We start from the raw sequence: 26,399 nt of genomic DNA on the forward strand, positions 1-26,399 counted from the left end.
ATGGACAAATTAAAACCTCTGATTGTTCATAAATTCTGGATCATCCTGTTTATCGCATTACTTCTGCCTGTCATTGGCTGGAGTATGGCAACCGGCAGTCTGGCAAAAGAAATCGAAGAACGACAGTCTTCGATTGACCAGGCCTTTACGGATGCGCAGGTCCCTTCTAATCCTCCGAATCAAACCTGGTCGACTGCCCTCAAGCAGATCAATGAGGAAAAACGAAAATACAATGCCGAGTCAACCAGATATCTGTGGGAGAAGCAAAAGGAATTATTCGTCTGGCCACCTGACATCGCGACATTCATGACAGAGACTCCTTATCGTGGTGAAATTTCGATTAAACCCCGCAACCTGTACCGTTCTGCCTACAAATTTGAAATTCTCCGTGCCCACAAACTGGCAAACCCCTACAACCTGGAAGATGGTAAAGGACTGGTCGATCTCGACCCCAACATCATTCCACATGTCCCGTTAGATAAATGGGAAACCGTTTCTCCGACTTCGGAGGATATGTGGAATGCTCAGGAAGACGTCTGGCTGGTCACATCCATTCTCAAAGCCATCGCCAAAGTCAACGAAGAGAGCGGCGCTGCCAATATCAGCGAATCCCCAGTACGCCAGATTTCCGTCCTGGAACTGCGAGGCGGTACTGTCGGCGATGACGGTAGTGCTCCCGCCGGAGATGGCGGCATGGGCATGGATGGCGAAATGGGAGGCGCTGGTGGCGGCGGTATGTTCGGCGGCGGTGGTGGCAGTGGCGGCGGTATGGGGGGCATGGCTGACGGGAAAGATGGATCCTTATCGATCGACGTCGATATGGACCTCGTGAAAATATTTGGAAATGACGTTGATAATTCCGGCGGCGGTGGCGATGGCGGTTCTGAAATGCCGATGGACGAAGCTCTGGGTGGTGGTTTCGGTGGAGGCATGGGAGGACAGAATTCACAAAAACTCAAACGCTATTATAACGAAGAAGAAGAGCTGCCCTACAAAACAAGAGCCTTTTATCTCAAAGCCACGATCCAGTCTTCTAAACTCCCCAATCTGCTGGCCCAATTGAGCAGTATGCCTTGGCCGACAAAAATCATACGTGTGCAACGCGCTGACCTGTTCGATGACTCTATGAACCCGATCGCCGCCAGTACTGGTGGAGGGATGGGGCGACGCGGAGGCACGTCCAGAGGAGCAGGTGGCTTTGGCTCCGAATCTGACTTTACTGGGGGTGGCGGAGGATTTAATCGGTCAGGCGGTCCCGGATTCGAATCCGATATGGGTGTAGGCGGTGCCGGGAACCTTCAGGGACAGGAAAACAAGAGCCTGCTCGATTCAGCTCTAAATGATCCTGAACTGGCTGTTGTCACAATCGCAGGTCTGATGACGCTTTATAAACCCTATGTTCCCCCCGAAGGAGAAGTGGTCGCCGAAAACACAGAACAACCTCAGGCTGGTGCAGAACCAACTGACGCGGCAGCATCTACAACACCAGCCGATGGTTCAGAACCAGCGGCTGCAGGTGAGAATCCTGCCAACCCGGCACAACCGGCGGCAACCACTTCGGAAAATACGCCACCTCAGAGTGGTGGTAATACCACGACACCAGCGGAACCGGCAACACCTGCACCGGCTGCCGATTCCACACCCAGTGATACAACACAACCCCCTGCGGCTGAATCAAAGCCAGCAGAACCGGTTAAACCATAATACACTTTTACTCGACGCTGCAGCTAAGCAGCTCCTGTAACATTTTCACTTATCGGAGATAGTCCCGTGAAAAACCTGATGTCCAACCTTAAAGGAATGAATTACAAGGAATTTGCAATCACGCATGGCGAAAAGATCGCTCTGGGTTTCATTGCATTGTTTGTGGTTTTCGTCATCTTTACCTCTCAGTGGACAACTGAAAAACGGACTCCTGCTGAATTAGAACAGAAGGTTGCCACAGCAGAGACTCAGGTGAGCAACAGCCAATGGCCTGAAGAAAAACGCAAGGAATATCTGAAGGAAGATGATCTGCGACAAAAAGTGGCACAGTTGATGAATAAACCGCTGGAAGTCACTCCCTATATGTTTACCACCAAGCTCTCCTGGCCCATCTATGCGAAAAAAGCAAAAGCCAAAGAAGTCGACTGGCTGACTGTGGAAGATCTGGTTGCCACCTATGACCGCGTAATCATGCATACCCGTCCTGTTAGTGCGACTCTGGAAGGCAGTGAAGAAACGAACTCAGCAGAAGCTGAGAAAGCAAAACCGGATAAACCAGAGTACGATGCCTTCAAACGCCGTACCACAGGTATGGGCGGTGGTATGGGTGGCCCTGGTGGCTCTGCCATGGCTGGCCTGACATTTGGTGGGATACCTGGTGAATCAGAAGCGATGGTGGCTGGTGAACCGGGTGGGATGGACCCTGGTTTTGCTAATCCGGATGATTTCGCTGCAGGACTTCCCGGCGGTATGGGAATGGAAGGTGGCATGGGCATGTCTGGTCCTACCCGGGAAGGGCGGGGGTTAAGGTTTGTCGCGGTACGCGGTGTCTTTGACCTGGCAACCCAGCAGGATAAACTCGAACGTTCTTTAGGCGACGCCTTCTCTTTCCAGAATATGCAGACCGGAAAAATCCTGGAGTTTCTCGACTTTCAGTTACAACGCAAAACAGCCCTCCCCGGAGATGATCCCTGGGCAGGAGAATGGAAAGATGTGGACATTGAAACGTCTATTGAGATATTGAAGGAAAGTGCTGACTTTGATCCCGAAGTCGTCAACAGCGGGATTACAGACCGTGTCTTTACGATGCCGCTTATCAGTCGTATTGCCGGCTTCTGGTCGAAAGTTGCCACACATCCTCGCGTGGAAAACTTTACTTTGAGCCAGGAAGAAATCGAACAGGAACTCGAGTTCAATCAACGCATTCTGGATCAGTACAAAAAAACTCATTCAAATGAAAAAGTCTTCAAAGAAAAACAGAGAGGGTTCTCCACATTGCAGCTTGATATGCGTGGAATGCGGAGTGAGTTGATGTACGGCGGAGGAGGAGCCAGCGAAATGGAATCCGTCATGCAGGGGATGGCTAATTCCATGGTACAGGAACGTGCCGGCGGTTCAGGAGAACCCATGGATGAGAAGAAACTGATCCAGAAGCTGAAAGCAAATGTGACCGCCGCTGGCCGTCTGCTTCTGTTCCGGTACTTCGATTTTGACCTGAACCCAGGTGAGACTTATAAATACCGCGTGCGACTGGTTGTCCGTAACCCCAATTTCCAGCGTCCCCTTGATGAAGTGGTTCTGCCGGCAGTTGCCGAAGGTGAAATTCGCACGACTCCCTGGAGTAATGAAACTGCAGCAGTGACTGCTGAGGAAGATGTGCACTTTTACCTGCAAAGCGTACGTCCTCCCCGTGGTATCGCAGGGACCATGGCGAACTTTGAAATCTACCAGTGGTACCCTAAAACGGGTACCACGATTCAGTCTGTCTTAAAAACTTATATTGGTGATGAAATCGGCGGCGAGCAGGTTGCTGAACTGTATGATGTGGCCAAAGAAAAATATGATGAGAAGGCAACTGTCCAATTTGATACCCAGAATTACCTGGTCGATGCAATTCCCGCTCCTTCGATTCGACCGGAAGATCATCCTGACCTGAACCTGCCTGCCAGAACACGCGGGCGTCTGCCAATCGAACCGGAAGCAGTCATCGTTGATAATTTCGGTAACCTGAAAAAATCGCTTCCACCTGCTGTTTCCAGTTCATACGCAGATGTCAAAAAGAAATTTGATCGTGAACGCAACAGTTTAACCTGGGTCAAGGAAGCGACCGAAGCACGCACCGCTGCCCCTACCGACGGATTTGATATCGGGATGGAAGGCGTGAGTGCATTTGAAGGTATGGAAGCCGAAATGATGGGGATGGGCCCCAACACTCGCGGTAAGAAAAACAAACGGAAAAAGAATCCGATCCGCCTGGGACCCTGATAGAAAACAGCAATCGAATTTTCAAGAGGGGTGAGACGTTCCAAAGTCTCACCCCTCTGTTTTTGCCCCTCCTTTTTTTGGAAGGGGAGGAATTGTTCGAACCGAACTTTTTCTGTGCCTGACAGATCTACTACCCGATCTGACCGGCATTCTGAATGACACGCTACAGCATCATCTCATCAGATCAGCAGGACTCTGCCACCAGAACTTCATCAGTTGTTCCCAGCAGCAACTCACGTAATTCTGCTGCGATAAAGAATGAACCAGTGACACAAACCAGAGAATCCGAAGTCAGAACTTCTTTCGCGCGCGACCATGCCGCCTCAGGACTGTCTGTGAAGATGAGCTGAGATGTATTCCCTGTTAATTTCTGAGTCTCACGGGTGAGATCCACTAACTCTTCCACCGGAATACGGCGGGGATTCGAGAGGTACTGCGTAAGGACGACCGTCTGAAAATGGGAGAGAAGTATTCCCAGCATTTGCCCGACGTCTTTATCTTTTGTTGCAGCGAAGATCAGTATTCTATTAGATTGTGGAAAACTGGCAGCAAGTGTTTCAACCAGCGCTTCAATGGAAGCGCCATTATGTGCCGTATCAATAATGACTGGAGGGGTTTTCTGTACCAGTTCAATCCGGGCCGGCCATTTCAGACACGACATTCCCTGACGCATCTGCCCGTCCTCCAGAGGAATTCCCTGCTGGCGTAAATAGTCAATCACGGTTACAGCCAGAGTAGCATTGACCAGCTGATGAGTTCCCAGAAGTGTCACCGGCATCTGATCAATCAGGGACCACGGAGTTCTCACCTGAATATTCTGCTGCTTTTTGTCTGGCAGCAGGCTGGAGTCATCCGTCTGCTCTAGTTTGACACTCTGATGTGGCTCAACCAATCGATTAAAATCTCGATTTAACAGATACAGAGGAGCCTGTTTATCCTGGCAGACCTCTTCCAGAACTGCCAGCGCCTCCGGTTGTGTCACACCACTGAAAACAGGGACCCCCTGTTTGATAATTCCTGCTTTTTCACGCGTGATCTGCTCAATGGTATTTCCCAGCAGTGCCGTATGGTCATAGCTGATATTGGTAACAACAGATGCCAATGGGGCACAGACATTTGTGGAATCCAGTCGCCCTCCCAGACCCACTTCCATCACTGCAAAGTCCACGTGCTGCGTTTGAAAATGCATCCAGGCCAGCGCGGTCGTCAATTCAAAAAATGTGGGGCTCAGATTGCCAGGCTTCAGGTCGAGTTGCTCTACAACCTGAATCAGTTCCGACACCAGTTCGACCAGTTGCTCCCGCTCGATCTGCTGCCCATCGATCAGAATCCGTTCTTCGTAGCAGGTGATATGCGGTGAAGTGAATAATCCCGTACGAAATCCGGCAGCAGAAAGCATTTCCGCGATCATCACGGAAGTGGAACCTTTTCCTTTGGTTCCTGCGATATGGATCGTAGGGACCTGGAGTTGCGGATTTCCCAGGGAATCCAATAACTCCTGCATCCTTCCCAATTTGAAATCACTGGTGGAGTATTTGCTACTCCCCATCCGTTCATAATTGAGACGACCAAATAGAAAGTCCAGACTCTGCTGGTACTTCTCTGCCGAGACTCCCATGCCAGGCAGTTTCCTTATCATATAACTGAAAAAACATACATCCTGTTAACTGTCTTGATCAGCATGACAGTCAAAACGGCCGAGTATAGCGGTGATCTTTCGGATATTATAGTCACGCACTTTTCGGAAGTAGACTGTGAGGTATATGATCTAAGAAAGAATTTTACAACTACCAGCCACATTCGAGCTCCAAAGGTACACAGAAAACATGAGCATTCAGATTGCCACCATCAGGGAACTGCTGAATTTCAACCGGATTATGACACTCAAAACTGTTGATGAGATCAGCACACTGTCCGATCCTCAATCTGTCCTGTCATTTCGGCCAGGCCCCGGCAGAGCCCATATCGCCTGGCAGATCATGCATATTGCAGTGACGGAAGAGCTATTTGCCACAGATCGCCTGCGAAAAACAGATTCCAACCTGTCAGACTTGTTTCCCCTGTACCAGAAGGGAAGTACTGCGGGAGATGAGATCCCCTCGCTGGATGTCATACAAAACACATTGAGTCAGTCACGAGCGAACCTTCTGGAGACGATTCAGCTGATCCCGGAAGCAGATCTGGAACTGGTACCGGAAGCTCTGCAGGAACGAGGCTGGACGAATGAGATGGCTTTAAAAGTTCTTTGCTGGCATGAAACTCATCATCAGGGACAGGCGCATCTGACACTGAATTCCTGGAAAGCAGCACAATAGCCAATTATTGGTAAAACTGCCTGGAAACGGGGGAACATCGAATTTCTATTGACATTTTTTCAGGATCTACTCAAATTACGCCTGTTAATCAATTTGAGTCAACCGCTCCAGACGTTCTAGCTGATGTTGAGACTGTTTCAAATCAGATGGAGGATCTGTCCCCATGAGTTCGATCAACCCCGGTGCCCTCAACATTAATAGCTCCTTCGCCGGTGCGCAACGGAGTGACGCCAGTGTCGACAAGCAAAAAGCCGAGGCGGCGGCGCAGAATATGTCCATCGATAAAAAAACGATGACTGATCAGCAGCTACATGATGTGGGAGATCCCGATGCATCAGGCGATCGTGATGCTGATGGCCGGATGCCGTTAGGACAGGAAGAAGAAACCGGGCAGGAGGCTCACAGCGAAACGGAAGAGCAGGAAGATCACACCACACATCACCCCGATGCAGAAGGCAATCTGGGGACGCACCTCGACCTGGATGCCTGAAGTACCGATCTGCAGCCGTTATTTGGAATGATTCAAAAAACCAAACAGGCTCTTCTTTTTCCGGGAAACGGAATCATCCTGGGATGCGACTGCTTCCCCACTCACGCTCCCAGCCAGACCCATAATAGTTCTGGTGAGTTTTGCTTTGGGTGCCTGCATTACCAATGGAATACCGTTATTGCGGGACTCGACCATCGTCGCATAATCATTGGGAATCTGACAGAAAATTTCGCGCCCAATCGTTTCCAGCGCCTTATTCACACTGATCTGAGTATCTTCCAGTCCCAGACGATTCATCACCACTTTGATTTTCTCTGCGATATGTTCGTTGGTATCAAAATACTGGGAAAGCCGAACCACATTTCGCAGGCAGGGTAAATCCAGTTGCGCAGTCAACAGAACGGTGTCCGATAATTCCATCGCTGCCAGGTCGAGACTGTTATAAGACTTACTGACATCAATCACGAGATGCGTGAACGTTGCTCTCAGCAGGGCAATAATACGGCGGAGTACTTCCGTCGTGATCTGCATCGACATGTCCATCTGCACGGGACGGGGCAACAGAAACGCCCCACAGGCATGTTTGGTTAACGAACGTTTCAGCAGTGAGTAATCCAGTCTCGCAATATTTTCGGCGACATCCTGAATTGTGTAATCCGGAATGATATCCAGCCAGACATCGGTATCGCCCAGGGCCAGATCCAAATCGATCACCGCTACACTGTTGCGTTCATGGCTTGCCAGGCAGCAGGCCAGGTTGATCGCCAGAGAAGTACAACCAACACCACCACTCACGCCAGCAACAGTAATGACCTGACTGGAACGGGGGGCATTATGTTCCCCTTCTGATTTACCTGAGGTAATCTGAATGCGATTTAATGCAGACAGAAAATCTTCCAGAACCAGGGGGAATCCCAGGAATTCTTTGGCGCCATTTCGCATGGCCTTTAAAATCAGACTGCCTTCCTGGGAACTGCTGACGACGATCACATTGCAGCTCGGTAAATCGCGTGTGACCTGGGCAATCAGACTTAAAGCCATTTCAGGATTGGCATCCAGCGAAATCAGCGCGATGTCAGGTTGCGTCTGAGAAACGACCTCTGTGAAAAATTCATAGCGACTGCACTCTGCTTCGAGCCAGACCATATCCACGCCAATCAGCATGTTTTTCAGCTCATTGCGAGTTGCTTCATTGGGATCGATAATCGAAAGCCGGACAACTCCACTCATTCGTTGATCACTTCTGCTTGGGGTTAACTGTTTCTACTGTATTTAAATATTATCGAACTTGAAGACGCACTCTTTGAATCTTTTCAAAGAGGTTCCTGTTGATTTTCACCACTCTTCCGTACACTCCCGTTCAAATCCTGCCCGTAAAACACTCATTTGAAGCGGCTTGCATTCTAGAGCGCATCACAGTGAAACATAGCGTCTTGCAGTCTCATATACTTGGTCCAAATGGCCTTGGAGACGCTACAGTAAAACGGGACACAGTCTAATTTCCCGGTCCAATCAATCCCGGTTGATTGCTCGTCGGAGAACTCAAAGTGGGTGCCTTCGCTTTTACTCTCGGTTCAGGTGTTTTTGATTTTGCTTTCCAATCATTCTGTTTCGGATTAGAGAGATCGGGCACCTTGGCGGCTGTAGCCGGGCGGGGTGACGCCTTCTGTATTTTTTCATGCTCCTGTAATGCTTTCATATTTTCCGGAGAGAGCGATGGTTTCCGGATCACTTCTGAGCGAATGGTAGGAGCCGCCGGAACAGGAGGCACTTGAGATGCCGATGCTGGCGGTAGTACATTATCGGGAGCCATCATTGATTCAGGACTGATGGGGCCGGGAATGGAATACTGACAGTCAGGGCAGTTATCCCCATAGCTGGGCACTTCCAGCACACCATCCAGATACAACTCGCGATCTGTCGGAGTTGCCGTAAACAGGCCGGGGCCTCCAGGTGGAACCTGGCCAGACTTCAATGGGGAAACCAGTTCCGGAGTCACCATAATGACCAGTTCCGTTTCTCCTTCGGTATATCTGACCCGACGGAATGCAGCTCCGACAATAGGCAGTTCTCCCAGGAAAGGGGTCTTGGATGTCTCCGCTGTTTTACGACTGGAAATCAAACCGGCGATGACCATGGTTTCGCCAAAGTTCATTTCAACAGCAGTATTGGCGCGACGGACGGTCAAGCCGGGAACAGTGGTTCCAGCGACCTGGACCGCATTGGAAAAGTCGCGTTCACTGACTTCAGGTTGTACTTCCAACCGCAGCCGTCCATTTCCCAGGACTATGGGAACAGCTTCCATTCTGACACCAAACTCACGCCATTCAATAGTGACCGTACCCAGACTTTGAGGGACCAGGATCGGGAATTCACCACCAGACAGCAGGTTAGCCGGGCGACCGCTGGTTGTAACCAGTTCCGGTTCCGCCAGAATTTTCAGCAGGGCTTCTTTCTTTAACGCTTCAATAAATGCCTGGAAGATACTGGAACCGTCAACCAGTCCGAATCCAAGTGACGTACCGCTGATCAGGTTCTGCGATGCCGTGAGCGCTGGTGGTCCACCAAAGGGAACATTGATACCAGTGATGGGAACCAGGGTCCCGGGCGTACTGTAAGCATATCCTGATTGATTCAGGAACAGCCAGTTGACGCCCAGCTGCCGAATTTTTGATCGTTGAACTTCCATAATTTTGACTTTGAGCAGTACCTGCTGCACACCCGCCAGCTTCATCTGATTTAACACGCCGTTGGGAAAAAACTGTTCAGCGATTTCCACCATTTCTGTGATCGCTTCCGGTTCTGTCACCCAGCCTCGCAAGACAACTGAATCCTGAACTTTAATAGCGGTCACCGAAGAATTGGGAAACAGTTCCCGCAGATAAGCCTGCAGGTGGCGTGCATCCCCGCTTACGAAAGTCTCCATCGTGTAGACTTTGCCATTTTCATCCGTAATCACCAGTGTCGTCACTCCGGGAACGAGCGCCTGAATGCGGAGTTCGTTGGGTGTGAGAGCAGAGACACTCAAAACGGTCGGATCAAATCCATCCACGCGTTTGATCTTACCAGGAAATTTGAGAATCTTGGAGAACTTCTCTGTCACTTCCAGCTTCATTTTTTCAGATGAAACCTGAACGACAGGTTCGCTCGCACCGGGAGGCGCGGGTTGTTCTTCCTGAGCGTATGCAACCAGGCTGCATACCAATGTGACTAAAACAGGCAGACATTTCACTTTAATGTGTTTTTTTAAGGCCAGCATCCGTGCCCCTTACATTTTTTTACTACTGAGTGATTCCAGAATCTGATCTGAAATCACTCTCTAAACAGGTATCATTCAATAATTTGTCGAGAGAAATCTCTCTGCCCGCAATCAATCCCCCGTACTTTGTCAGAGAGCAGGGGAGTCTCTTATCTCAGTTAATTTTCTGCTTCTGTTTGGTCGTAAACACTTCCCACAGATCTTTTAAAGCAGCTTTCTGATCTTCGATTTCCTCTTCCAGAATCTCGACTTCCTGTACGATTTTTTCTTCTCCGGAATAAATCTCAATCTGCCACATTTTCTTAGGCTCTTCCAGTGGCTCAACGTCTGCTTCAGCCGAAGTCATCTGCTGCGGTTCCTGTTCTTCGTCCAGAAACTGCTTAGCCGATCCAGGCTCTGTTTCTTTTTGAGCCACTTCCTTGTCGTTTTTGTCTTTTACATCTCCGCGTGTACTGACTTCTCCATCCTTCAGATACTCACTGCCTTCAATCGAAAAGACCTCAGCCAGTTCGTCATCATCAAACTGCACATCTTCTGAATCTGTCGAATCAGATTGTGCCCTTAATGCGAGGTGGACTTCTCCTTTTTTCTCTGCCAGCTTCAACATCGCTCCTTCACGGGGCGAAAGTAACAGCGAAATATTTTTTGATTTCACCTGGTTGCTTTCTGTACCACCAACGTCTGTCAGGTGGTCCGTCGCAAAAATCTTTACCCGTTCCAAAATTACTTTTGTAATCGTTGACATCCCTCCCTCAGGCTTGCGGGCTGTGAAAGTCACATATACGTCCACAAAGTCACCAGGAAGAATTAAACCGCTATGTGTCTTCGTCATATCCACTGATGTCGTGAAGACCCGTTTACCATCTGGAATTTCGACTGATGCTCCGCGAACTCCCTGTTCGCTGAGCTTCGCTTTCATCACGATTTCCCCCGGCACGGCCCGGGTCTTGATGGAGCGGTCTTTGTATTGTTCCAGCTTGGTGACGGAGCCTTCCGGCACCTGATCAATCGGCCATGATTTGAATTTGACGTTGGACTCATTCAAAGGAGTACCAGGCGGGATTTCGGCAATCGTCACCAGGACATTTGCCGTTTTCACCTCTGCCTGATTATCATCCTTATTAAGGATCTGCCTCACGCCCAACATCGCAACCAGTCCACAACCGACGGCGATCACCAACATCATTAACGACTTGACTTTCATTTCTGTCACCCATCAAAGAGAAACATATCAACGAAGCTCTGGTGAAAACCAACTTGTCCCCCAAGGGATTAAAGGCCAGTTTTCCGAAATGGCGAACCTGATATGCATCTGCTTTCACAGGAGAACAGAACAGAAAATTCTGTCATCATGGAGAACATCGGCACTTCGAGAGCTTTCGCTTCAATTTATAACGATTTTATCGTTTGGAATATTTATTCTGGTTGTAACACTTGGCTTCTCGTGGCCATCCCGAAAGCCACATTCAACCCACACCCCCTGTTTTCACAGAGGGGGAGGATTTCATGTTCCGGTTTACAGGAGTCCTGCATAGAAGAAATAGGCAATCGATCCGATGCAAATGGGGATACCATAAGGCAACAGAAACATGGTCGGTTTCCGTTCTTTGGCGATGCGTGACAGTTCGCGTGGGTTCTTCACTGAACGCCATTCATCAAGAATCATGATGGCCTGCCCCAAATGCTTGTAGAAGTTCTTGCGATAGAGCACCATGCCTACTGCCATGATCGCTCCCACTACTGTGGTTACGCAGAAGGCATAGAAGGTAATTTTGACGCCCAGCCAGGCACCGATGCCTGCCATCAATTTAACGTCTCCTGCTCCCATGCCACCAACGCTGTACAGTGGGAGAAGTGTAGCCAGTCCGACTACCATTCCCAGCAGTCCCCAACCCAGTCCAGCCAGTCCGCCGGTCCAGGTCATATAAATCAAGCCGGACAGAACCATCGGATAGGTGATCCAGTTGGGAACACGCAGTTCTTTTCCATCAATGTATGCGGCATAAATCAAGACAATGGAAACAAACTTTACATGCCAATTCTCGAGAAGTAACTGTTGCCAATCCATCAATATGGCCTTTCTTATCGTGTCTTAATGAAATGCGTTTTACAGCATTCCTTTGGGGATATTACTTGTTAGTCATACTCAGGTCTGACCGTCTGTCAGTTCATCCGAACCATAGTCAACAGGATCTACCCTGATATGATTTGTATTCTTATTATCCAGCTTAGGTCACAGGCTCAGCAGGGGATGTGAATATCTTAAATTTTTCTCTGGTTTTTAATGGCCCGCTGTCTGGATGTGAATGTGTGCCTGCCGGAGTTTGAATCCGAATCCGGGAGATTGTTACTTCTGTCACTCAAGCCTTATTTCACAACACTCTGTGACCTCGCTGTCATGGGCTGTAGACGTATGCCTTCTCCGCTCTGGCTCAATGTAACCTCTCCCCCCGGGGGGAGCGTGAACCGATACTGTGATTTATGTTTTTTTTTATCCGGTACTTGATCTAGAGCGCATCACATTTAACCATAGCGTCTCTCAATCGATTATACTCGCTCCACATGGCCTTGGAGACGCTACAGTAAAACTGGAAACAGTCTAGCAGCGGCTACAGCTCAGCAGGGAAGTAAACCAGACAATAACGGTAGCCATCATCATGAATAACTCCAAAACCGCGCCCGCCGGGGCATCAAAGCAGTAAGGAAACATTCTTCTCTCCTCAAAAAATCGAACCAGTTTGAGACTCAATTAACGGAACATCATCAGATACTGCGATCAACTGGCTTTCAGGGAATCGCATACGCAAGAAAACGCTCAGCCGAAGATTCGACTGAGCGATTTTTTTTTAACTTTGCAGTAATACATCTGGCCTCTGTTAGGTCAATGCATCACGTACGGCTTCAAACTTCGCGTTGGCGTTTGTTCCGACGGCCTGAATAGCAGTCAGACAGACGATAACGATCAGAGCCAGCATCACAGCGTATTCAACAGCTGTAGGACCATCTTCTGAAACCAGGAAGTTTTTGATGCTCTTTGTCAGATTCTTCATTGTTGCTCTCTTTCTTTCCAATTGTTGTCGACGCATGGACCACATGTATCGACACTAAACAACCAAGCTATGAAAGCCGCGACTCCCTATGTTCGCTTATTCCCACAGCTCACCCGAAACATTTGCTTCTTTGAGTTACATCCTCAAATGAAGCACCCAATATGCCCCCTCTTCAGAAGAGCAGATTTTCTGTATCCAATAGCTGAAATACAGAAACGGTATTGGAGATATTTAATTCACATAACAACGGAAGATAACTCCGATATGATGTCAAACCTGTTGTGCTCGCTGCATCAGCTTTTATTTACTGAGCAAACTGATCACACTTAAAAGTAGGTCACGGGTTAAGACAGTCAAGCAGAGTTGCAAAAGATTTTTCAAGAAAAACATCGGGTTCAACAAAAGAAACATTCAAGACCTGGAAAACTCTACGCAGCCAGCGAATTCCCTCAATGATGCAAAAAATCAACAGCCTGTTATTTTCTGTAAAATAACGACGCCCGCCTGTGTGAATTCTTTTTCGGGCATTCGCAAAGGTCATATTCCACGAAGCAACGCGATGAGTTTCTCTATAACGCCGCCAGGGAATCACCTGAGGAGGAGGGTTCTGAAGAGATTGCGCAGCCAGTCGAACGCATTATTTAACACGGGACCATTCCAGAATTTTCTGCTGCATACGTTCCCGGTCCAGCGCATCCGGCTCCGTTTGCTTCAGCGCATGCCTGAGGATGCTGACTGCCCGCTCCGAATCACCCTGGCTGTGATAGCTGTTCGCCAGTTGAATCTGTACTACCGGAATTTCCGGCACTTGAGTCGACGTGTACTGCCAGAGTGTCAGGCCATCGCGCCAGATTGTCAGATAATGCTCTGTCTGCCAGCTGAAACGCGTCAACATAGCCAGTACCAGCACTCCGAACACAGCAGGCAGGAAATAGCCAGATCGTGATTTTTTCGGTAATACTGATACCAGAATGCGATCTCTTAATCGCTCCAGTAACTGCATCGTACCGGCAAAGATCAAGGCGAAGAAGGGGACCGAAGGGAGGTAGAGATAGCGGTCATTCATCAATGTCGTAATGGGAAACAAATTCAAAACCGGTATCAATAACAGAATGAATGTGGCCCCCGCAAATAAGATCAGGGGCTCCCGTTTCCCCATGCGGACGAACAGTATCGCTGCCACCAGCCAGCAGACAACAGAAATCGTAACGTTCCAGATGATGCCACTGGTTGGCGGATCGTACAGTACAGATCGCGTGCCAGGCCAGAGCAGCATCTGCACGTACTTCGACATGATCACGCTATCAACCGAAATCAGTTCCAGTTTGCTCATGCCGAAATGATCGCGGACACCTCCCAGTTCACTGGTCTGGGCCAGCATCGTAATCACCAGCAGCAACAGGGCACAGCAACCGGGAAAGACCTGCTTTTTGACGGCTTCCCGGAATGGTACTTTCGCAACCCAGTAGTCGTAACAGAACACGATCGCCGGTACGACCACAGCTAATGCCTTGGAAAGTAAGGCACAGATAAAACATAAGAATCCACAGGTATTCTGTTCCAGGGTTCGATCTTTTCTGAGCCAGTACCAGAGCGATGCCAGGATAAAAGCGCCTGAAAGCAGACCTTTTCGCGAAGAGATCCAAACCACCGTTTCCACCTGAACGGGATGTATGGCAAACACCGCAGCCGTCGCCCAGCCCAGCATCCGGTTCTGAGTCAGCCTTGTAATTAACAGAAAGACAAGAACCACATTCACCAGATGCAACAAAATATTCGTCAGATGATATCCGCCGGCCCAGAGACCATACACACTGTGATCCAGCAGAAATGAGAATACCGTTAACGGTGCGTAATTTCTGGTCACCACCTGTGTTGCAACTTTCTGCAGATTCTCGGGATGCCAGCTTTTGATCAAAGGATTCTGGATGACATACCAGGGATCGTCCCAGTTGACAAAATCAAACTGGACCGCCATTCCAAAACTGATCAACACCAGGAGCGCCAGCAGAACGCAGGCGCGCCATTGCTTTTGAACCGCCCGACATAATTGCCAGGGGAGTTCCCGCTGATCTGGTTGTATTTGATTTGACATTTGAACGTTTCCAAAGCTTTGCAGACTCATTCGCAACCTGCTTTAAACATAGGTTGTACACAGATGTCTGCACACGCTTTGCATTAATTGTTGTTTCTCTGCAACGTCAAACGTTACCCCAGCCGCTATATCCAATACAACCGGCTCAAGCAGCCTGCTGTCTGCGCCAGATAAAATCACAGGATCCCCGGCCAGAGAATGAACTCTCACAGCGCTGAAAATTAAGCTAGGCTTGTCGCAGATAACGCTTTACTGAAGGAACATGTATTTTCACATCGAGACACGCGGAGAGACACGTGCAGGCACCACAGGCAATTGCAGATTCGGAAATCAATACTTCCGTTCCCGTTATGGCACCGGATAGCGTCGAGATCATGTCGCAGTTCCAGAGCATGGAACCAATGCTGGCTGAAATTGAACGCAGTTGTTTTCCACAAGGAAAAACTATCGTGGTGATGCCGGCTTACAACGCCGCGAGCACCCTGGAAAAGACATTAGCCGATCTTCCCGCAGAAGTGGTTGACGAAATCATTCTGGTCGATGATGGCAGCACTGATGGAACAGTCGCGCTGGCTTTACAGCATGGACTGACTGTCGTGAAACATAAAGAAAATCGGGGCTATGGTGGAAATCAGAAGACCTGTTATCAGTATGCCCTGGATCACGGTGCAGAATATGTGGTGATGCTGCACCCCGACTACCAGTACGATAGCCGCGTCGTCGGAATCGCCATTCAGCTGCTGAGGCTGGGTATCTGCGATGTGGTCCTGGGTTCCCGAATCCGAACCAGACAGGAAGCACTGGCAGGAGGGATGCCTGCCTGGAAATATCTGGCCAATCGTCTGCTGACGATCACCGAAAATATTGCACTGGGACAGAACCTGGGAGATTTTCACAGTGGATTTCGTGCTTATCGCAGAGAAGTTCTGGAAACCATTCCCTATGAACACAACTCCAACGACTTCGTCTTTGACAGCCAACTACTCGCACAGGCGGTCTACTTTCAATTCCGGGTCGGTGATATCCCTGTTCCCGTCCGCTACTTTCCCGAAGCCTCCAGCATCAGCTTCAAACGCTGCGTGAAATACGGCATGGGCACACTGGCTGTACTCGCGCGTTTCTGGGCCCAACGACTGCGAATCCGCCCTTCAAAGATATTCTTCAGCAAGAAGAACGATCATGACACAGAGAACCGGGTACAACTGCAATAGACTGTCTCCAGTTTTACTGTAGCGTCTCCAACCGATGAAAGACGCTATAGTTAAATGTGATACGTTCTGGAATTCCTATACAGTTGCCCGGACTGGCTGCCTCTGAATTTATTCACCTGCCGCTGGTGGTGCCGAACTGGAATTCCCGCGTAGGAAATGCACGATAATGGCAAGACCAATAAAGACTCCCAGAGCAATAAAGCCATAAGTAGCGAAGGCACTGGATTTAATACTCCAGACACAGCCGAAAGTCGCCAGCAGGGTGGAAATCCCCATGGCCAGGTTCCAAGCCACACGTTTGCCCCCCTTGGGAATCCGATCTCCCAGAATTTTTGGTGAGTTCATCATAAAAAAGAACGTGGCATAAGCGATCGGCAGCAGCACCATCCCGAACATCGACGTTGGCACGGCCAACCAGGCTTTCGCATCTGAATCGCCCCAGATAAAGGGTCCCGCAATTCCAGTAAGCGCTGGCATAAAACAGCCAATGCGATGGAATGTTCCCCGCGGTTCAACGCCCAGCATTTCGCAGAATACAAAGCCGTTGATTAACATCAGAATGATGATCGTAGAGACAGCCATCGCGACCACGCCCAGACCGAATACAAGCTGTGAAACCGTAGCCCCCGCCAGTGGCTTGAGTGCTGTCGCTAACTGGAATGCATCCCGGTTGACCAGCATCGCTGCCAGGGTTCGCTCAGGCAGAGGCAATTCATTTCGTTTTTCCTGCAAAGCCTCCGCATTGTCTTTCCGCTGCAATTCGTCCCATTCGTGCTGCAATTTGCTCCATTCTTCAGGAGAGACTTCTGCTTTAATACGGTTATTAAGCATCTCTGCTTTAATACGGTTGTCAAGCAGCTTGTCGAATTGATCTTGCAAATTGCCGGGGACTACAATCACCTTTCCATCCGCATCCACAACCTGGCCTTTAGCATTGGTTTCCCCCACCAGGCCGGCGGCCGGTTGGGCATGGAACTGTGAAGCGGCTGCAATCACTACGCAACTGGTTGCCAGCAGGAAGGGAATGAACAGCCCGGTCGCCAGGTCGAACATCGCCAGGCCGCGAAAATCCTTATCCCAGCCTTTGGCTCGCATGGAGTAGGGGAGCAGAAAGGTCATATTGATCCCGACGGCGGTCGCGGCAGCGGTAATCATCACCTGCTGCTGTTTATCCACGATCAGGTTCTTCCAATACTTGGCGAATCCGCCCGCCTGTGCCAGCACATCGGAAAACTCAGGTGAAGGATTGGTAAACAGACTGAAGTTCGGAATATAGCCGGCTAGAATTTTCCCCCAGTCCAGATCATTCGTGGAGAAACTCATTTTGAGAACCACGCCGAAGAAACAGAGGACGACGATTCCCACCAGAATTTTCAGGATCGCCTCAAACAGTTTGATGCCCCATCCGCCTGAATCGTAAAACCAAATGATAATTGCCGAGATTACAAACAGGACTGCGACCGCTGAGATAAGTCCATTCTTGCCGTCACCAAAAAATTCGGGCGCCAGATTCTGCTGCAGGGCTGCTGTCCCTAACGCATACTGGGGCATAATCCAGACCAGGTTCGCCATCAGAGTCGCAATCGCCCACCCCCAGCCGAGCACCGGGTTGATGTGAGTATTGATCGCAGCAAAGGGACGTTCTTTTGTTGACAACGCCACATAACCAATGGCGCTTAACATGATGACCCCCATGATCATCGCTACGGGTTGCAACCACATCAGGTGGTAACCGGAAAGAATCCCGAGATAGAGCCCCCCCGCTAAAGATCCGCCCCCCAGAGTAATCGCACTCTGTAACCAGCCGGGACCGGAAAGCCTGGTGTAAGCCAGCACCTTGGCACCAGTTCCTTTTGCCTTCGCGTCCAGGATCAGTTGGCGGTCTTGTTCAATCCGTGAATTTGCTGCTTCATCTGTCATTGCAAACTCTTGCTATATCAGGGTTTATTTAAGTTACTTTAGAATACTTTGTTCAGAACGTAAAAGGACCAAGGTAACCAGTATTCAGTCGAGAATCAAGCAACGTTGATTGATGAGCGGATGAGTTTGTCGATCCGCAAACTGAAGATGCACGAGTCCTGTAAACGAACGCAAAGTCAGCGCAGAGATGGATGTGTGCAGAACACATATCAGGGGAAGAAAACCAGACGCATTCCCCCCGGACAGCAATTGTCCGGGGGGAATGCTTTGCTGGAAGATTTTACTGTTTGAGACTTCCTGAAACAGTAATGATCAGATTCGCGGGATCGATAAATTTTGCGAACGCCTGCTGAGCAGCCTCCGCAGTCACCGCGTTGACTTTGGTTTCCAGTTCGGAATAGTAAGTCATATCCCGATCGGCAAACAGATTCGTTGACAGGATGGAAGCCAGAGAGGCATCGCTGGTACGGGAAACTTCCTGCTGTTCCAGATAACCTTTCTGAGCATTCGTCAGTTCTTCCGATGTGATCCCTTTCGAGATCAGTAAGGCCAGTTCTTCCTTAATCGCGGTTTCCACCTTTTCCATGTTGTCCGGATTACAGCTGGCATACAGGGAAATGGAACCGCGGGAATCAACGGCATCCGCGTGAATGAAAGCTCCAACGCCATATGCCAGGCCTTCTTTCTGACGGACGCGGTCACCCAGGCGTGATGAAAGTCCGCTGGACCCCAGTACCGAGCCCGCCACAATCAGATCGGGGTACTCGGGGGAATTGCTGTTCATGGGAAATGTCAGGCCGCCAAAATAGAACGCATTTGCCTTGTCGGGGATGATAATTTCCGTCAGTTTGCCGGGAATCTTATGTGGTTCTGAAGGAATATGCTTGTAAGCAGCGGGGGACTTCCAGTCATCCAGTATGGATCCCAGCTGGGTATACACTTCGTCTTCAGAGAAGTCACCTACAACAGCAATTTCCCCTGCAGAGCCACCGATGAAATTTTCATACAGCGACTGCAGATCACTCTGTGACAGCGCTTTGATCCGTTCAATTTCCTGTTCGATCGTCGGCACATAGCGGGGATCCGCTTCCGGGTAGGGACGCAGTTGACTTCGCACCGAAAGAATGGCCCGTGACTGGGGATCGGTTTTCTGTTTTTCCAGAGTCGCAATCTGCTGTGATTTCAGCACATCCAGTTCGGTTTCCGGCAAGGTTGGCTCGCGGAGAATTTCCTTGAGAATGCTTAATACTTTCGGAAGACTCTCGCTGCGGGTTTTGATCCCGATATTTAATTCTCCGGGTGAACCGGAAATGCTCAGCTGGGCACGCAGTTTATTGAGTTCGTCTTCTATCTGCTGACGTGTCCGATTTTTAGTGCCCCGCTTCATGACAGCAGGCAGAAACTCACAGGCTGTCTTTTTCTCCTGCAGGCTTTCCAGGTCTCCGTAGCGGAGCGTCATCTTCAGATTGACTTCTTCGCCGCGGGTCTTTTTGGAGAGCAATGCCACTTTCACGCCACTGGCCAGCGTTTTGACAGTCGTGCGTTTATTGATATTCTCGGGCGAAACATCAAAATCTTCTCCCATCGCAACCGTTTCGCGTCCCTGGTAGTCGCCAATCATTTTGGCAACATCGTCGATCTGCGGAATCGTAACCTTCTGGCTTTCTTCAACGGGAACAAATATTCCCACGGTCCGATTGTTCTCTTTCAGGTATTCGTCCGCGACGCGTTTGACATCTTCGGGAGTCACTTTTTCCAGAGCATCGCGATACAGGAATCGCAGACGCCAGTCGCCCATCGAAACCCACTCTGAAAGCTCCACAGCCAGCCGCGAACTGTTATTCTCGGCCTGCTCATACTGTTTCAGAAGTTTTTCTTTAGCGCGTGTCACATCTTCGGCGGGGATTCCTTTTTCTCTGACGGTCTGCAGCGTATCAAACATGATTCCCAGAATGACCTGTGGATCATTGCCTTTGACAACTTCCACCATCAGTCGCAGTACGCCGGGATCGTGTAATGCAAACAGCGATCCGGAAACGCTGGAGGCCTTTTTTGTCTTCACGAGGGCCTGATACAAGACGCCTGAAGGATCATCAGTCAGCGTCGATTCCAATACGTCAATGGCAGCCATGTCTTTGTGAGCAGCTGCCGGGATGTGATAAACCACTCCCACAGCGGGGACTTCACCAATCCGCCGCAGCGTTACGATGCGTTCCCCTTCCTGTGGAGGCTCTTCGGTATAGGTTTTATCCAGTTTTCGTTCCGGGCGGGGAATAGTACCAAAATACTGATTGATCAGCTTCAGTGCTTCTTCCTGCTCGAATTTTCCTGCGACAATCAACACGGCGTTATCGGGCTGATAATATTTTTTGTAGAAGCTTTTCAGACGGTCTATGGGCACTCGCTCGATATCAGCCCGGTTACCAATGGTCGATTTCCCGTAATTATGCCATTCAAAGGCGGAGGACATCACTTTCTGCATCAGCATGCGTGAGGGGCTGTTTTCGCCCCGTTCGAATTCGTTGCGGACCACTGTCATCTCCGAGGCCAGATCTTCGGCTTTCACATAACTGTTCATCATGCGATCGGCTTCCATCTTCAGCGCGAATTCCAGGTTGTCCTCAGTCGCCGGCAGCGTTTCGTAGTAATTCGTGCGGTCGTACCAGGTGGTTCCGTTGAACTGGGCACCGCGGGCCTGCAAGTCTTTGGGAATATTCTGATGGGTGGGCGTTCCCTTGAACAACATATGCTCCAGCAGGTGCGCCATCCCGGTTTCGCCGTAGCCTTCATGCCGGGAACCAACGAGTAATGTCAGATTCACGGTCACTTTGGGGCTGGAGGCATCCGGAAACAGCAGTACTTTCATGCCGTTGGCCAGGGAATATTCGGTAATGCCTTCTACGGTCCGAATTTTTTCCGGTGGGGCAGGGGCATCAGCGGCTGCCAGAAATGATTGGGAAGCAAAGCTCATTACGAAAAGTACCCCTGCGGTTAAACTCCATTTTTGTCGATTCATCATCCGATATTTCGCTCCACTAGAGAGGGTCAGCAATTTAGTCAGTCCTTAACTCAACAGCATCTTCAATTCATTGTTCGAATTATAGGCGATTCCCGAAAGGGCAACAATCACTGACTCCGAGAATTCACCGAGTTCACGTCGATTTACGTGCCTGCTTTAAAAAGGTTGTCCCCACACCAAGCAGCATGCCCATCCCGAGGCCCCCCGCGTGAGCCATGTTAGCCACGGGCCCCATCACACCTGTCATACAGAGAAAAAACCAGCCAATGAGAATCACCACCATGTTGGGAGGGATAAAAAATGAAGACTGCGGGTCAAACTGGCTCTTCATCCACATATAGCCAAACATGCCATAGACCACGCCTGATAGACCTCCAAAGGAAGGGCCCGACCAGTAAAACTGAGCCACATTAGACGGAATTGCCGTCAACAACACGAGTAAGGCCAGCTTGACACTGCCCCGGTTGAATTCTATCGCACCCCCCAGTTGGTAACACATCATGCAGTTAAACAGAATATGTAAGATCGAAAAATGCAGGAAAATCGGAGTCACGAGACGCCAGACTTCCCCTTCGCGAATATCCAGCAGGTAAGGGCTGTAGCGGATCATATTACCTGAAACCTGAAATGAGCTGATGCTCAATTCCTGCCTGATCTCGCTGTTAAATTCATTCGACTGCATCAGTAGGAACACGACCACAGACACGCCGATCAGCATCGATGTGACCGGACAGCGGCTGGTGAAAGGCTGATTCCAGGTATCGCGGACATTGACCTGTTTACGGGCAGTATCTGCGGCTTTTTTGATTTTCGATTCACGAATGGCATCCGCCTTTCGCGCGGCGCCCTGGAATTTTTCGGCATCAGGATTCGCAGAAAATTCCTGCAATTCCTGTTTGGCGTGTTCGATCTGATCTTCATCGAAGACCCAGATCGACCATTGGTCGACTGACTGTTCCACCTTGATTTCCACGCCTGTGGTAAGCAGATAGTCTTCGAACTGTTTTGCCTGCTGCCCGGAAGGAAGGGAGCCGATTTTTCTCATTCTATTTTCAATCCATGCCTGATAAGTACAAGACTGGCTCCATCCTGAAACCAGACGATCCCCTGAAACGCCAGAGATCATTAATCTTGTGCTAAAGCAGATAAATGTTTTTGAACCGATTTTTGTAACGTTGCATGATCAGACCACGGAGCATAATGCACCCGCATCACAAACCCATAAGCTTCGCCTGGCTGATAGTCAGGAATAAACCACTGAAAGTCCCAGGCAGGATTTTTGCCTCCGCCTCCGGTGGGCGACTGCGCCAACCAGATCTGATCACGGTCTCTGAAGAGTTGAGTATAGGAATAATTATCACGAATGCCATAGTACCACGGCTGGGAATACCGGTAAGCAGACGGATGATTCACCAGGGTCAAAGGGAAATCTGCAGCCAGTTCAGGAAAGAAGGTCGCGTGGTCAGGAGGATGCGTGCTGTCTACACCATGCGCGGGAGTTCGCGCGTGCAGCAGCGTTTCGGGCTGATTCAATTGCTTCGCCGGTTTCCCATAAAAGTGGATGCGACGATCTTCCGGAGCCTGTATATAACTGGCCCAGAACAGTCCAATGTATCCATTCTTGAACAGATCTGCGTGCGGGATACACTCGAACGTATACTCCAGAGCCCCATCTTCCAGTATCTGATAGCGACCGCAGCTTTCCAGCTTCCAGTTCGCGGTCGGAGGCTGATACAACTCCACGGTGTCTGCAGAAATAATCCGCAGTTCCATCGGAAATTTGCGTGGCTCAAACTTTTCCTTCAGTTCAGGGGTGCCATCATGTATGTGCTCAAAATTCAAGCCCGCCAGGGCAGGAACGAACAGATTCTCATCCTGCCCTGCGTACTTTAGTGAAGCCACTCCATTATATCCGGCGCGATGGCCGGGTAACGCTTTTGTATTAACGGCAGCATTATCGACAATGATCGCCGTCACGTTTCCCCGTTTGAGCATTACCGTATGCTGATCTGTCAGCTGATATTTGATTTGCGGATTGGTGAGGCTCGTTCGCTTTGGTGCAGCCAGTGGATGCGTGGCAAAGAGCAGAGGAACCTCGACCATCAACGCTAACAGGCATAATCCCAGTTTCATCCAGCTCAATTCACATCTCCGATCTTCTCTCAAACAGCCTGACCATTCAGATTATTCCGTTGGCTTCACGGTCTCCAGATAATTGCGAAACTCATGGATGCGGCGCAGGTCAAATCCTTCGGGAGATTTTTCCAGCAGGAAATCCGCATCGGCCATCGCTTCGGTAATCCGTCCTGTCTGATATCGCAAAACCGCCCGCAACCAGCGTTCCTGCAACAGATCTTCATCGATGGCAATCATCGTTTCGACATACCGCAACATGGACTGGATGTCTTCATCATCCCGCGCCAGATTTAACAGATTCCGCAGCATGCGTTTGATGATTTCTTTTTTGGGCTGAGCCTTCAGAAACTCTTCGTCAAACTGCCCACTGTTGGCAGAAACAATAATGGCTCTGGCAGCTTCCTCACTCACCACTTCGCCACGTTCAAAGACATCAACCAGCTCTCCTTTTTCGGCGGTGGAGTTCACGCGAACCACGAAATGCCCGGGGAGGCCCACACCTTCAATATCGAGTCCCAGCTTGCGTCCGAGTTCCATGTACAAGATCGCCAGGGTAATCGGCAGCCCCTCACGATCTTCGATTGTTTCGTTGATATAACTGTTGGAACGGCTGTAATAATTTGTTCGGCTTCCATGAAAACCGGTTTCACGGAACAGATAATCATTGAGGGCTTTCAGCTTTGCTTTGGGATTCGCATCTGCCGGCAGCGTTGACTGGATTTCATTTACCATAGCGGCGATCTGGTTGAGATAGGTTTTGACTTCCACTTCTGCATTATCCAGTCGCGCGATCAGCAGGGCAGCAGTCAGTAAATCGATTTCCGATTCTTTCTGCTTTTTTAACAGTTGCTGTAGATCATCCCGAACGGCTCGCTCATGGATCGACTGAGCCATCTGCTGTAGACGCTCCGCCTGCTTCTTGAGTAAACGCGCCCGCTCCTGCAACGCCTGTTGTGCCTGTTTCTCATCCGTTTCTTTGACGACTTCTGCAATCAGAGCAGCATGAGGCGGACGATCTACGCGCAGATCTTCGGTCAGATCGAGAATTTTCTGTGCGGTTTCTTTGGAAGGGCGATAGGGGGCGATCTCGCGGGCCACCTGAAATCCTCGAAACGCGGCCACCGTATTACGGAACTTGGCCAGACCTGCTTTTCCTTGTGTATAGCGCTGGTCTTTAATTTCGAATACCTGCTCATCGTTCACAAAACATAACACCCGCTCCGCTTCGAGACGCACCTTGAGCTGATTCCATTCTCCTTCGCGATACGAGTTGGATTTCTTCTCTTCCAGAACCCGCCATAAAAACACATCGGAACCGTCAAAGCGGCTGATTCTCAAACTCTGGTTGCTGGGATAAAAGCCATAATGCTTCGTGTTTTCATCGGAATAAAAAATCAGTCCCGCAGCACCCGACTCATCATCCAGTTTGACCTCGACTGCAATTTCATAAGGAAGCTCGGGCAGGGCTTCCTGCGAGACACACAAAGAACGACTGCCTAAACCGCTTCCGAAACCTTCCACCATGATTCGACCGGCACGCTGTCGCCAGCGCGATCCGAACAGTGGTTTCCAGAGTCGCTCGTCGAGTGTACCGATTGTCAGCCAGCGGTTCATCGGCACGGGGTTCGGTTTTTCCAGCAGCACTTTGAGCGCACTGATATTCACAGCGTAACCCAGATTCCGCGTGACTGCAGATTTCAATGTCACAATCCCCTGGACGTATCCCTGTGCATCCAGAACCGGCCCACCACTGTTTCCCGGTTCAATCGGAATCGCCAGTTGAATCATCGGTTTGCCATCGATTTCACGGGTTCCGGAGTTCACTCCTTTCACAACGCTGTAACGTAACCCCTGAGGATTACCCAGCGCAATGACTTCCGCCCCCTGTTTCAGAGAATCGGGTTCTGCCAGAGGTAATGGCGTCAAACCTTCGGCGTCTACCTTGAGGACCGCCAGATCCATCTGGCGATCGGTCGCGTGTACTTCGTTGACGTCGTATTTCTTTCCGTCTGTAAACTGCACAGAAATAGGACGGGCCTCGCCAATCACATGCAGGTTCGTGGCGATCAGACCATCAGCGCTGATCACAAAGCCGGTTCCCAGCCCTGCCTGCTGACCATCGCGGCCTGCAAATGAGACGGCAACCACAGATGACTTCGCCTGCTCTGCGAGCGCTTCTGCTGACAGCGTCTGTGCGGTGTCAAAGCCTGAGACCTCAGGGCGGCGCGCAGCGATCGGCTCTTCGGAATCAGAACCCGCTGAAATGACCGGCGGCATCAACAAAAGCAGCATCAAACCAGACAGGATAAACATAACCCGTCTGTAACAGAACCTGGCGGTTCCTTTCTGGCATCCGATCATTTCTTATTTCCCTTCAAAAGGAATTACATCAGCCTGGATCCGGTTCCTGCTGTACAGCCGCCTGCAGATGCATGTCATTGCAGGCAGTTAAATTCTGTGCTCCAGAAACCAGAAGCGCTGAGTCAGGCTCAGTTGTTCTCTGCATTGTATTTCCCCCGGGTCGAGAATGCAAAAAAGAACAGACAGATTCAATTTATTCTAAAATGCTTTCAGGAAATCACTTTCGCACTGTCGACGAAGAGTGACTTGTGTGAAACCTGTACCAGAACCAATAATTTTGTAAAAAAGTAAAAACTGGTATTGCATTAAAAATGAGTAAGAGCTAAATTTAGCGCCAGCAATCAACTACTTGCCCGGCAGGTGCCGGCCGCATGCTCGCCGCTGGAGGTGCGAGCGCATAGTCATACATTGAGAGACACAACAGCAAATTACTGCTGAATTGAGTTGAACAACTAGCTCAATAATGCCCTTGGTTGCCTGATTCTACCCACCGAACCTGAGAAAATTTCGGTGACAAGCGGAACGACCCCACGATTGCAAAATCGAACCGTTTCGAGCCCCACTGCAGGCGATC

Annotated in this window: 17 protein-coding genes; 5 read left to right on the forward strand and 12 right to left on the reverse strand. The window is 49.9% G+C overall.

Going from position 1 to position 26,399, the window contains the following annotated elements:
• Complete coding sequence (locus Pan161_RS03625; protein WP_145224230.1) at window positions 1-1,704, forward strand: hypothetical protein; 1,704 nt, start codon at window positions 1-3, stop codon at window positions 1,702-1,704.
• A 78-nt stretch (window positions 1,705-1,782) separates the two neighbouring features.
• A complete protein-coding gene (locus Pan161_RS03630) occupies window positions 1,783-3,969 on the forward strand; it encodes a hypothetical protein (protein ID WP_145224231.1) in 2,187 nt (728 codons plus the stop codon).
• Between the two features lie 184 nt (window positions 3,970-4,153).
• On the opposite strand, the gene Pan161_RS03635 is transcribed toward Pan161_RS03630, so the two are convergent.
• Complete coding sequence (locus Pan161_RS03635; protein ID WP_145224232.1) at window positions 4,154-5,587, reverse strand: bifunctional folylpolyglutamate synthase/dihydrofolate synthase; 1,434 nt, start codon at window positions 5,585-5,587, stop codon at window positions 4,154-4,156.
• Window positions 5,588-5,795: 208 nt separating this feature from the next.
• Between Pan161_RS03635 and Pan161_RS03640 the strand changes: the two genes are divergently transcribed.
• Window positions 5,796-6,284 (forward strand): DinB family protein, encoded by a 489-nt coding sequence (locus Pan161_RS03640; RefSeq protein WP_232103608.1) that lies wholly within the window; start codon window positions 5,796-5,798, stop codon window positions 6,282-6,284.
• A gap of 163 nt (window positions 6,285-6,447) precedes the next feature.
• A complete protein-coding gene (locus Pan161_RS03645; RefSeq protein ID WP_145224233.1) occupies window positions 6,448-6,774 on the forward strand; it encodes a hypothetical protein in 327 nt (108 codons plus the stop codon).
• An 18-nt stretch (window positions 6,775-6,792) separates the two neighbouring features.
• On the opposite strand, the gene Pan161_RS03650 is transcribed toward Pan161_RS03645, so the two are convergent.
• The 6 genes from Pan161_RS03650 to Pan161_RS03675 all read right to left on the reverse strand — a co-directional run bounded on the left by Pan161_RS03650 (window position 6,793) and on the right by Pan161_RS03675 (window position 15,178).
• Window positions 6,793-8,004, reverse strand: a complete 1,212-nt coding sequence (locus Pan161_RS03650; RefSeq protein WP_145224234.1) for an AAA family ATPase — start codon at window positions 8,002-8,004, stop codon at window positions 6,793-6,795.
• Between the two features lie 265 nt (window positions 8,005-8,269).
• The gene (locus tag Pan161_RS03655) at window positions 8,270-10,033 is read right to left on the reverse strand and encodes a type II and III secretion system protein family protein (protein ID WP_145224235.1); all 1,764 of its coding nucleotides are present in this window, start codon (window positions 10,031-10,033) and stop codon (window positions 8,270-8,272) included.
• Between the two features lie 154 nt (window positions 10,034-10,187).
• Window positions 10,188-11,237, reverse strand: a complete 1,050-nt coding sequence (cpaB, locus tag Pan161_RS03660; RefSeq protein WP_145224236.1) for a Flp pilus assembly protein CpaB — start codon at window positions 11,235-11,237, stop codon at window positions 10,188-10,190.
• 312 nt (window positions 11,238-11,549) lie between these two features.
• Entirely contained in the window at window positions 11,550-12,101 is a 552-nt protein-coding gene (locus Pan161_RS03665; RefSeq protein WP_145224237.1) for an A24 family peptidase, read from the reverse strand.
• A gap of 808 nt (window positions 12,102-12,909) precedes the next feature.
• Window positions 12,910-13,083 carry a Flp family type IVb pilin gene (locus Pan161_RS03670; protein ID WP_002649391.1) on the reverse strand — a complete coding sequence of 58 codons (174 nt, stop codon included), beginning with the start codon at window positions 13,081-13,083 and terminating at the stop codon, window positions 12,910-12,912.
• A gap of 637 nt (window positions 13,084-13,720) precedes the next feature.
• Window positions 13,721-15,178 carry a hypothetical protein gene (locus Pan161_RS03675; protein WP_145224238.1) on the reverse strand — a complete coding sequence of 486 codons (1,458 nt, stop codon included), beginning with the start codon at window positions 15,176-15,178 and terminating at the stop codon, window positions 13,721-13,723.
• 392 nt (window positions 15,179-15,570) lie between these two features.
• On the opposite strand from Pan161_RS03675, the gene Pan161_RS03680 reads away from it, so the two are divergent.
• Window positions 15,571-16,389: a glycosyltransferase family 2 protein gene (locus tag Pan161_RS03680; RefSeq protein WP_390620742.1), complete on the forward strand. Its 819-nt coding sequence runs from the start codon at window positions 15,571-15,573 to the stop codon at window positions 16,387-16,389.
• A 108-nt stretch (window positions 16,390-16,497) separates the two neighbouring features.
• Here Pan161_RS03680 and Pan161_RS03685 read toward each other — a convergent pair whose 3' ends face one another.
• From Pan161_RS03685 to Pan161_RS03705, 5 genes are all read right to left on the reverse strand, one after another.
• The gene (locus Pan161_RS03685) at window positions 16,498-18,309 is read right to left on the reverse strand and encodes a divalent metal cation transporter (RefSeq protein WP_145224239.1); all 1,812 of its coding nucleotides are present in this window, start codon (window positions 18,307-18,309) and stop codon (window positions 16,498-16,500) included.
• A 280-nt stretch (window positions 18,310-18,589) separates the two neighbouring features.
• Window positions 18,590-21,280: a M16 family metallopeptidase gene (locus Pan161_RS03690; RefSeq protein ID WP_145224240.1), complete on the reverse strand. Its 2,691-nt coding sequence runs from the start codon at window positions 21,278-21,280 to the stop codon at window positions 18,590-18,592.
• A 181-nt stretch (window positions 21,281-21,461) separates the two neighbouring features.
• On the reverse strand, window positions 21,462-22,373 hold the full coding sequence (locus Pan161_RS03695) for a rhomboid family intramembrane serine protease (protein WP_197995680.1): 912 nt from the start codon (window positions 22,371-22,373) through the stop codon (window positions 21,462-21,464).
• A gap of 80 nt (window positions 22,374-22,453) precedes the next feature.
• The gene (locus Pan161_RS03700) at window positions 22,454-23,461 is read right to left on the reverse strand and encodes a hypothetical protein (protein ID WP_145224242.1); all 1,008 of its coding nucleotides are present in this window, start codon (window positions 23,459-23,461) and stop codon (window positions 22,454-22,456) included.
• A 51-nt stretch (window positions 23,462-23,512) separates the two neighbouring features.
• Window positions 23,513-25,825: a transglutaminase family protein gene (locus tag Pan161_RS03705; RefSeq protein WP_145224243.1), complete on the reverse strand. Its 2,313-nt coding sequence runs from the start codon at window positions 25,823-25,825 to the stop codon at window positions 23,513-23,515.
• Window positions 25,826-26,399 lie beyond the last annotated feature (574 nt).

The organism is Gimesia algae, assembly GCF_007746795.1.
GTDB classification, from domain to species: domain Bacteria; phylum Planctomycetota; class Planctomycetia; order Planctomycetales; family Planctomycetaceae; genus Gimesia; species Gimesia algae.

What these genes read in the sequence shown, in the direction of transcription:
- Pan161_RS03625 (WP_145224230.1), top strand. Translation starts at nt 1, where the DNA reads ATGGACAAATTAAAACCTCTGATTGTTCATAAATTCTGGATCATCCTG.
- Pan161_RS03630 (WP_145224231.1), top strand. Translation starts at nt 1,783, where the DNA reads ATGTCCAACCTTAAAGGAATGAATTACAAGGAATTTGCAATCACGCAT.
- Pan161_RS03635 (WP_145224232.1), bottom strand. Translation starts at nt 5,587, where the DNA reads ATGGGAGTCTCGGCAGAGAAGTACCAGCAGAGTCTGGACTTTCTATTT.
- Pan161_RS03640 (WP_232103608.1), top strand. Translation starts at nt 5,796, where the DNA reads ATGAGCATTCAGATTGCCACCATCAGGGAACTGCTGAATTTCAACCGG.
- Pan161_RS03645 (WP_145224233.1), top strand. Translation starts at nt 6,448, where the DNA reads ATGAGTTCGATCAACCCCGGTGCCCTCAACATTAATAGCTCCTTCGCC.
- Pan161_RS03650 (WP_145224234.1), bottom strand. Translation starts at nt 8,004, where the DNA reads ATGAGTGGAGTTGTCCGGCTTTCGATTATCGATCCCAATGAAGCAACT.
- Pan161_RS03655 (WP_145224235.1), bottom strand. Translation starts at nt 10,033, where the DNA reads ATGCTGGCCTTAAAAAAACACATTAAAGTGAAATGTCTGCCTGTTTTA.
- cpaB (WP_145224236.1), bottom strand. Translation starts at nt 11,237, where the DNA reads ATGAAAGTCAAGTCGTTAATGATGTTGGTGATCGCCGTCGGTTGTGGA.
- Pan161_RS03665 (WP_145224237.1), bottom strand. Translation starts at nt 12,101, where the DNA reads ATGGATTGGCAACAGTTACTTCTCGAGAATTGGCATGTAAAGTTTGTT.
- Pan161_RS03670 (WP_002649391.1), bottom strand. Translation starts at nt 13,083, where the DNA reads ATGAAGAATCTGACAAAGAGCATCAAAAACTTCCTGGTTTCAGAAGAT.
- Pan161_RS03675 (WP_145224238.1), bottom strand. Translation starts at nt 15,178, where the DNA reads ATGTCAAATCAAATACAACCAGATCAGCGGGAACTCCCCTGGCAATTA.
- Pan161_RS03680 (WP_390620742.1), top strand. Translation starts at nt 15,571, where the DNA reads ATGGAACCAATGCTGGCTGAAATTGAACGCAGTTGTTTTCCACAAGGA.
- Pan161_RS03685 (WP_145224239.1), bottom strand. Translation starts at nt 18,309, where the DNA reads ATGACAGATGAAGCAGCAAATTCACGGATTGAACAAGACCGCCAACTG.
- Pan161_RS03690 (WP_145224240.1), bottom strand. Translation starts at nt 21,280, where the DNA reads ATGAGCTTTGCTTCCCAATCATTTCTGGCAGCCGCTGATGCCCCTGCC.
- Pan161_RS03695 (WP_197995680.1), bottom strand. Translation starts at nt 22,373, where the DNA reads ATGAGAAAAATCGGCTCCCTTCCTTCCGGGCAGCAGGCAAAACAGTTC.
- Pan161_RS03700 (WP_145224242.1), bottom strand. Translation starts at nt 23,461, where the DNA reads ATGAAACTGGGATTATGCCTGTTAGCGTTGATGGTCGAGGTTCCTCTG.
- Pan161_RS03705 (WP_145224243.1), bottom strand. Translation starts at nt 25,825, where the DNA reads ATGATCGGATGCCAGAAAGGAACCGCCAGGTTCTGTTACAGACGGGTT.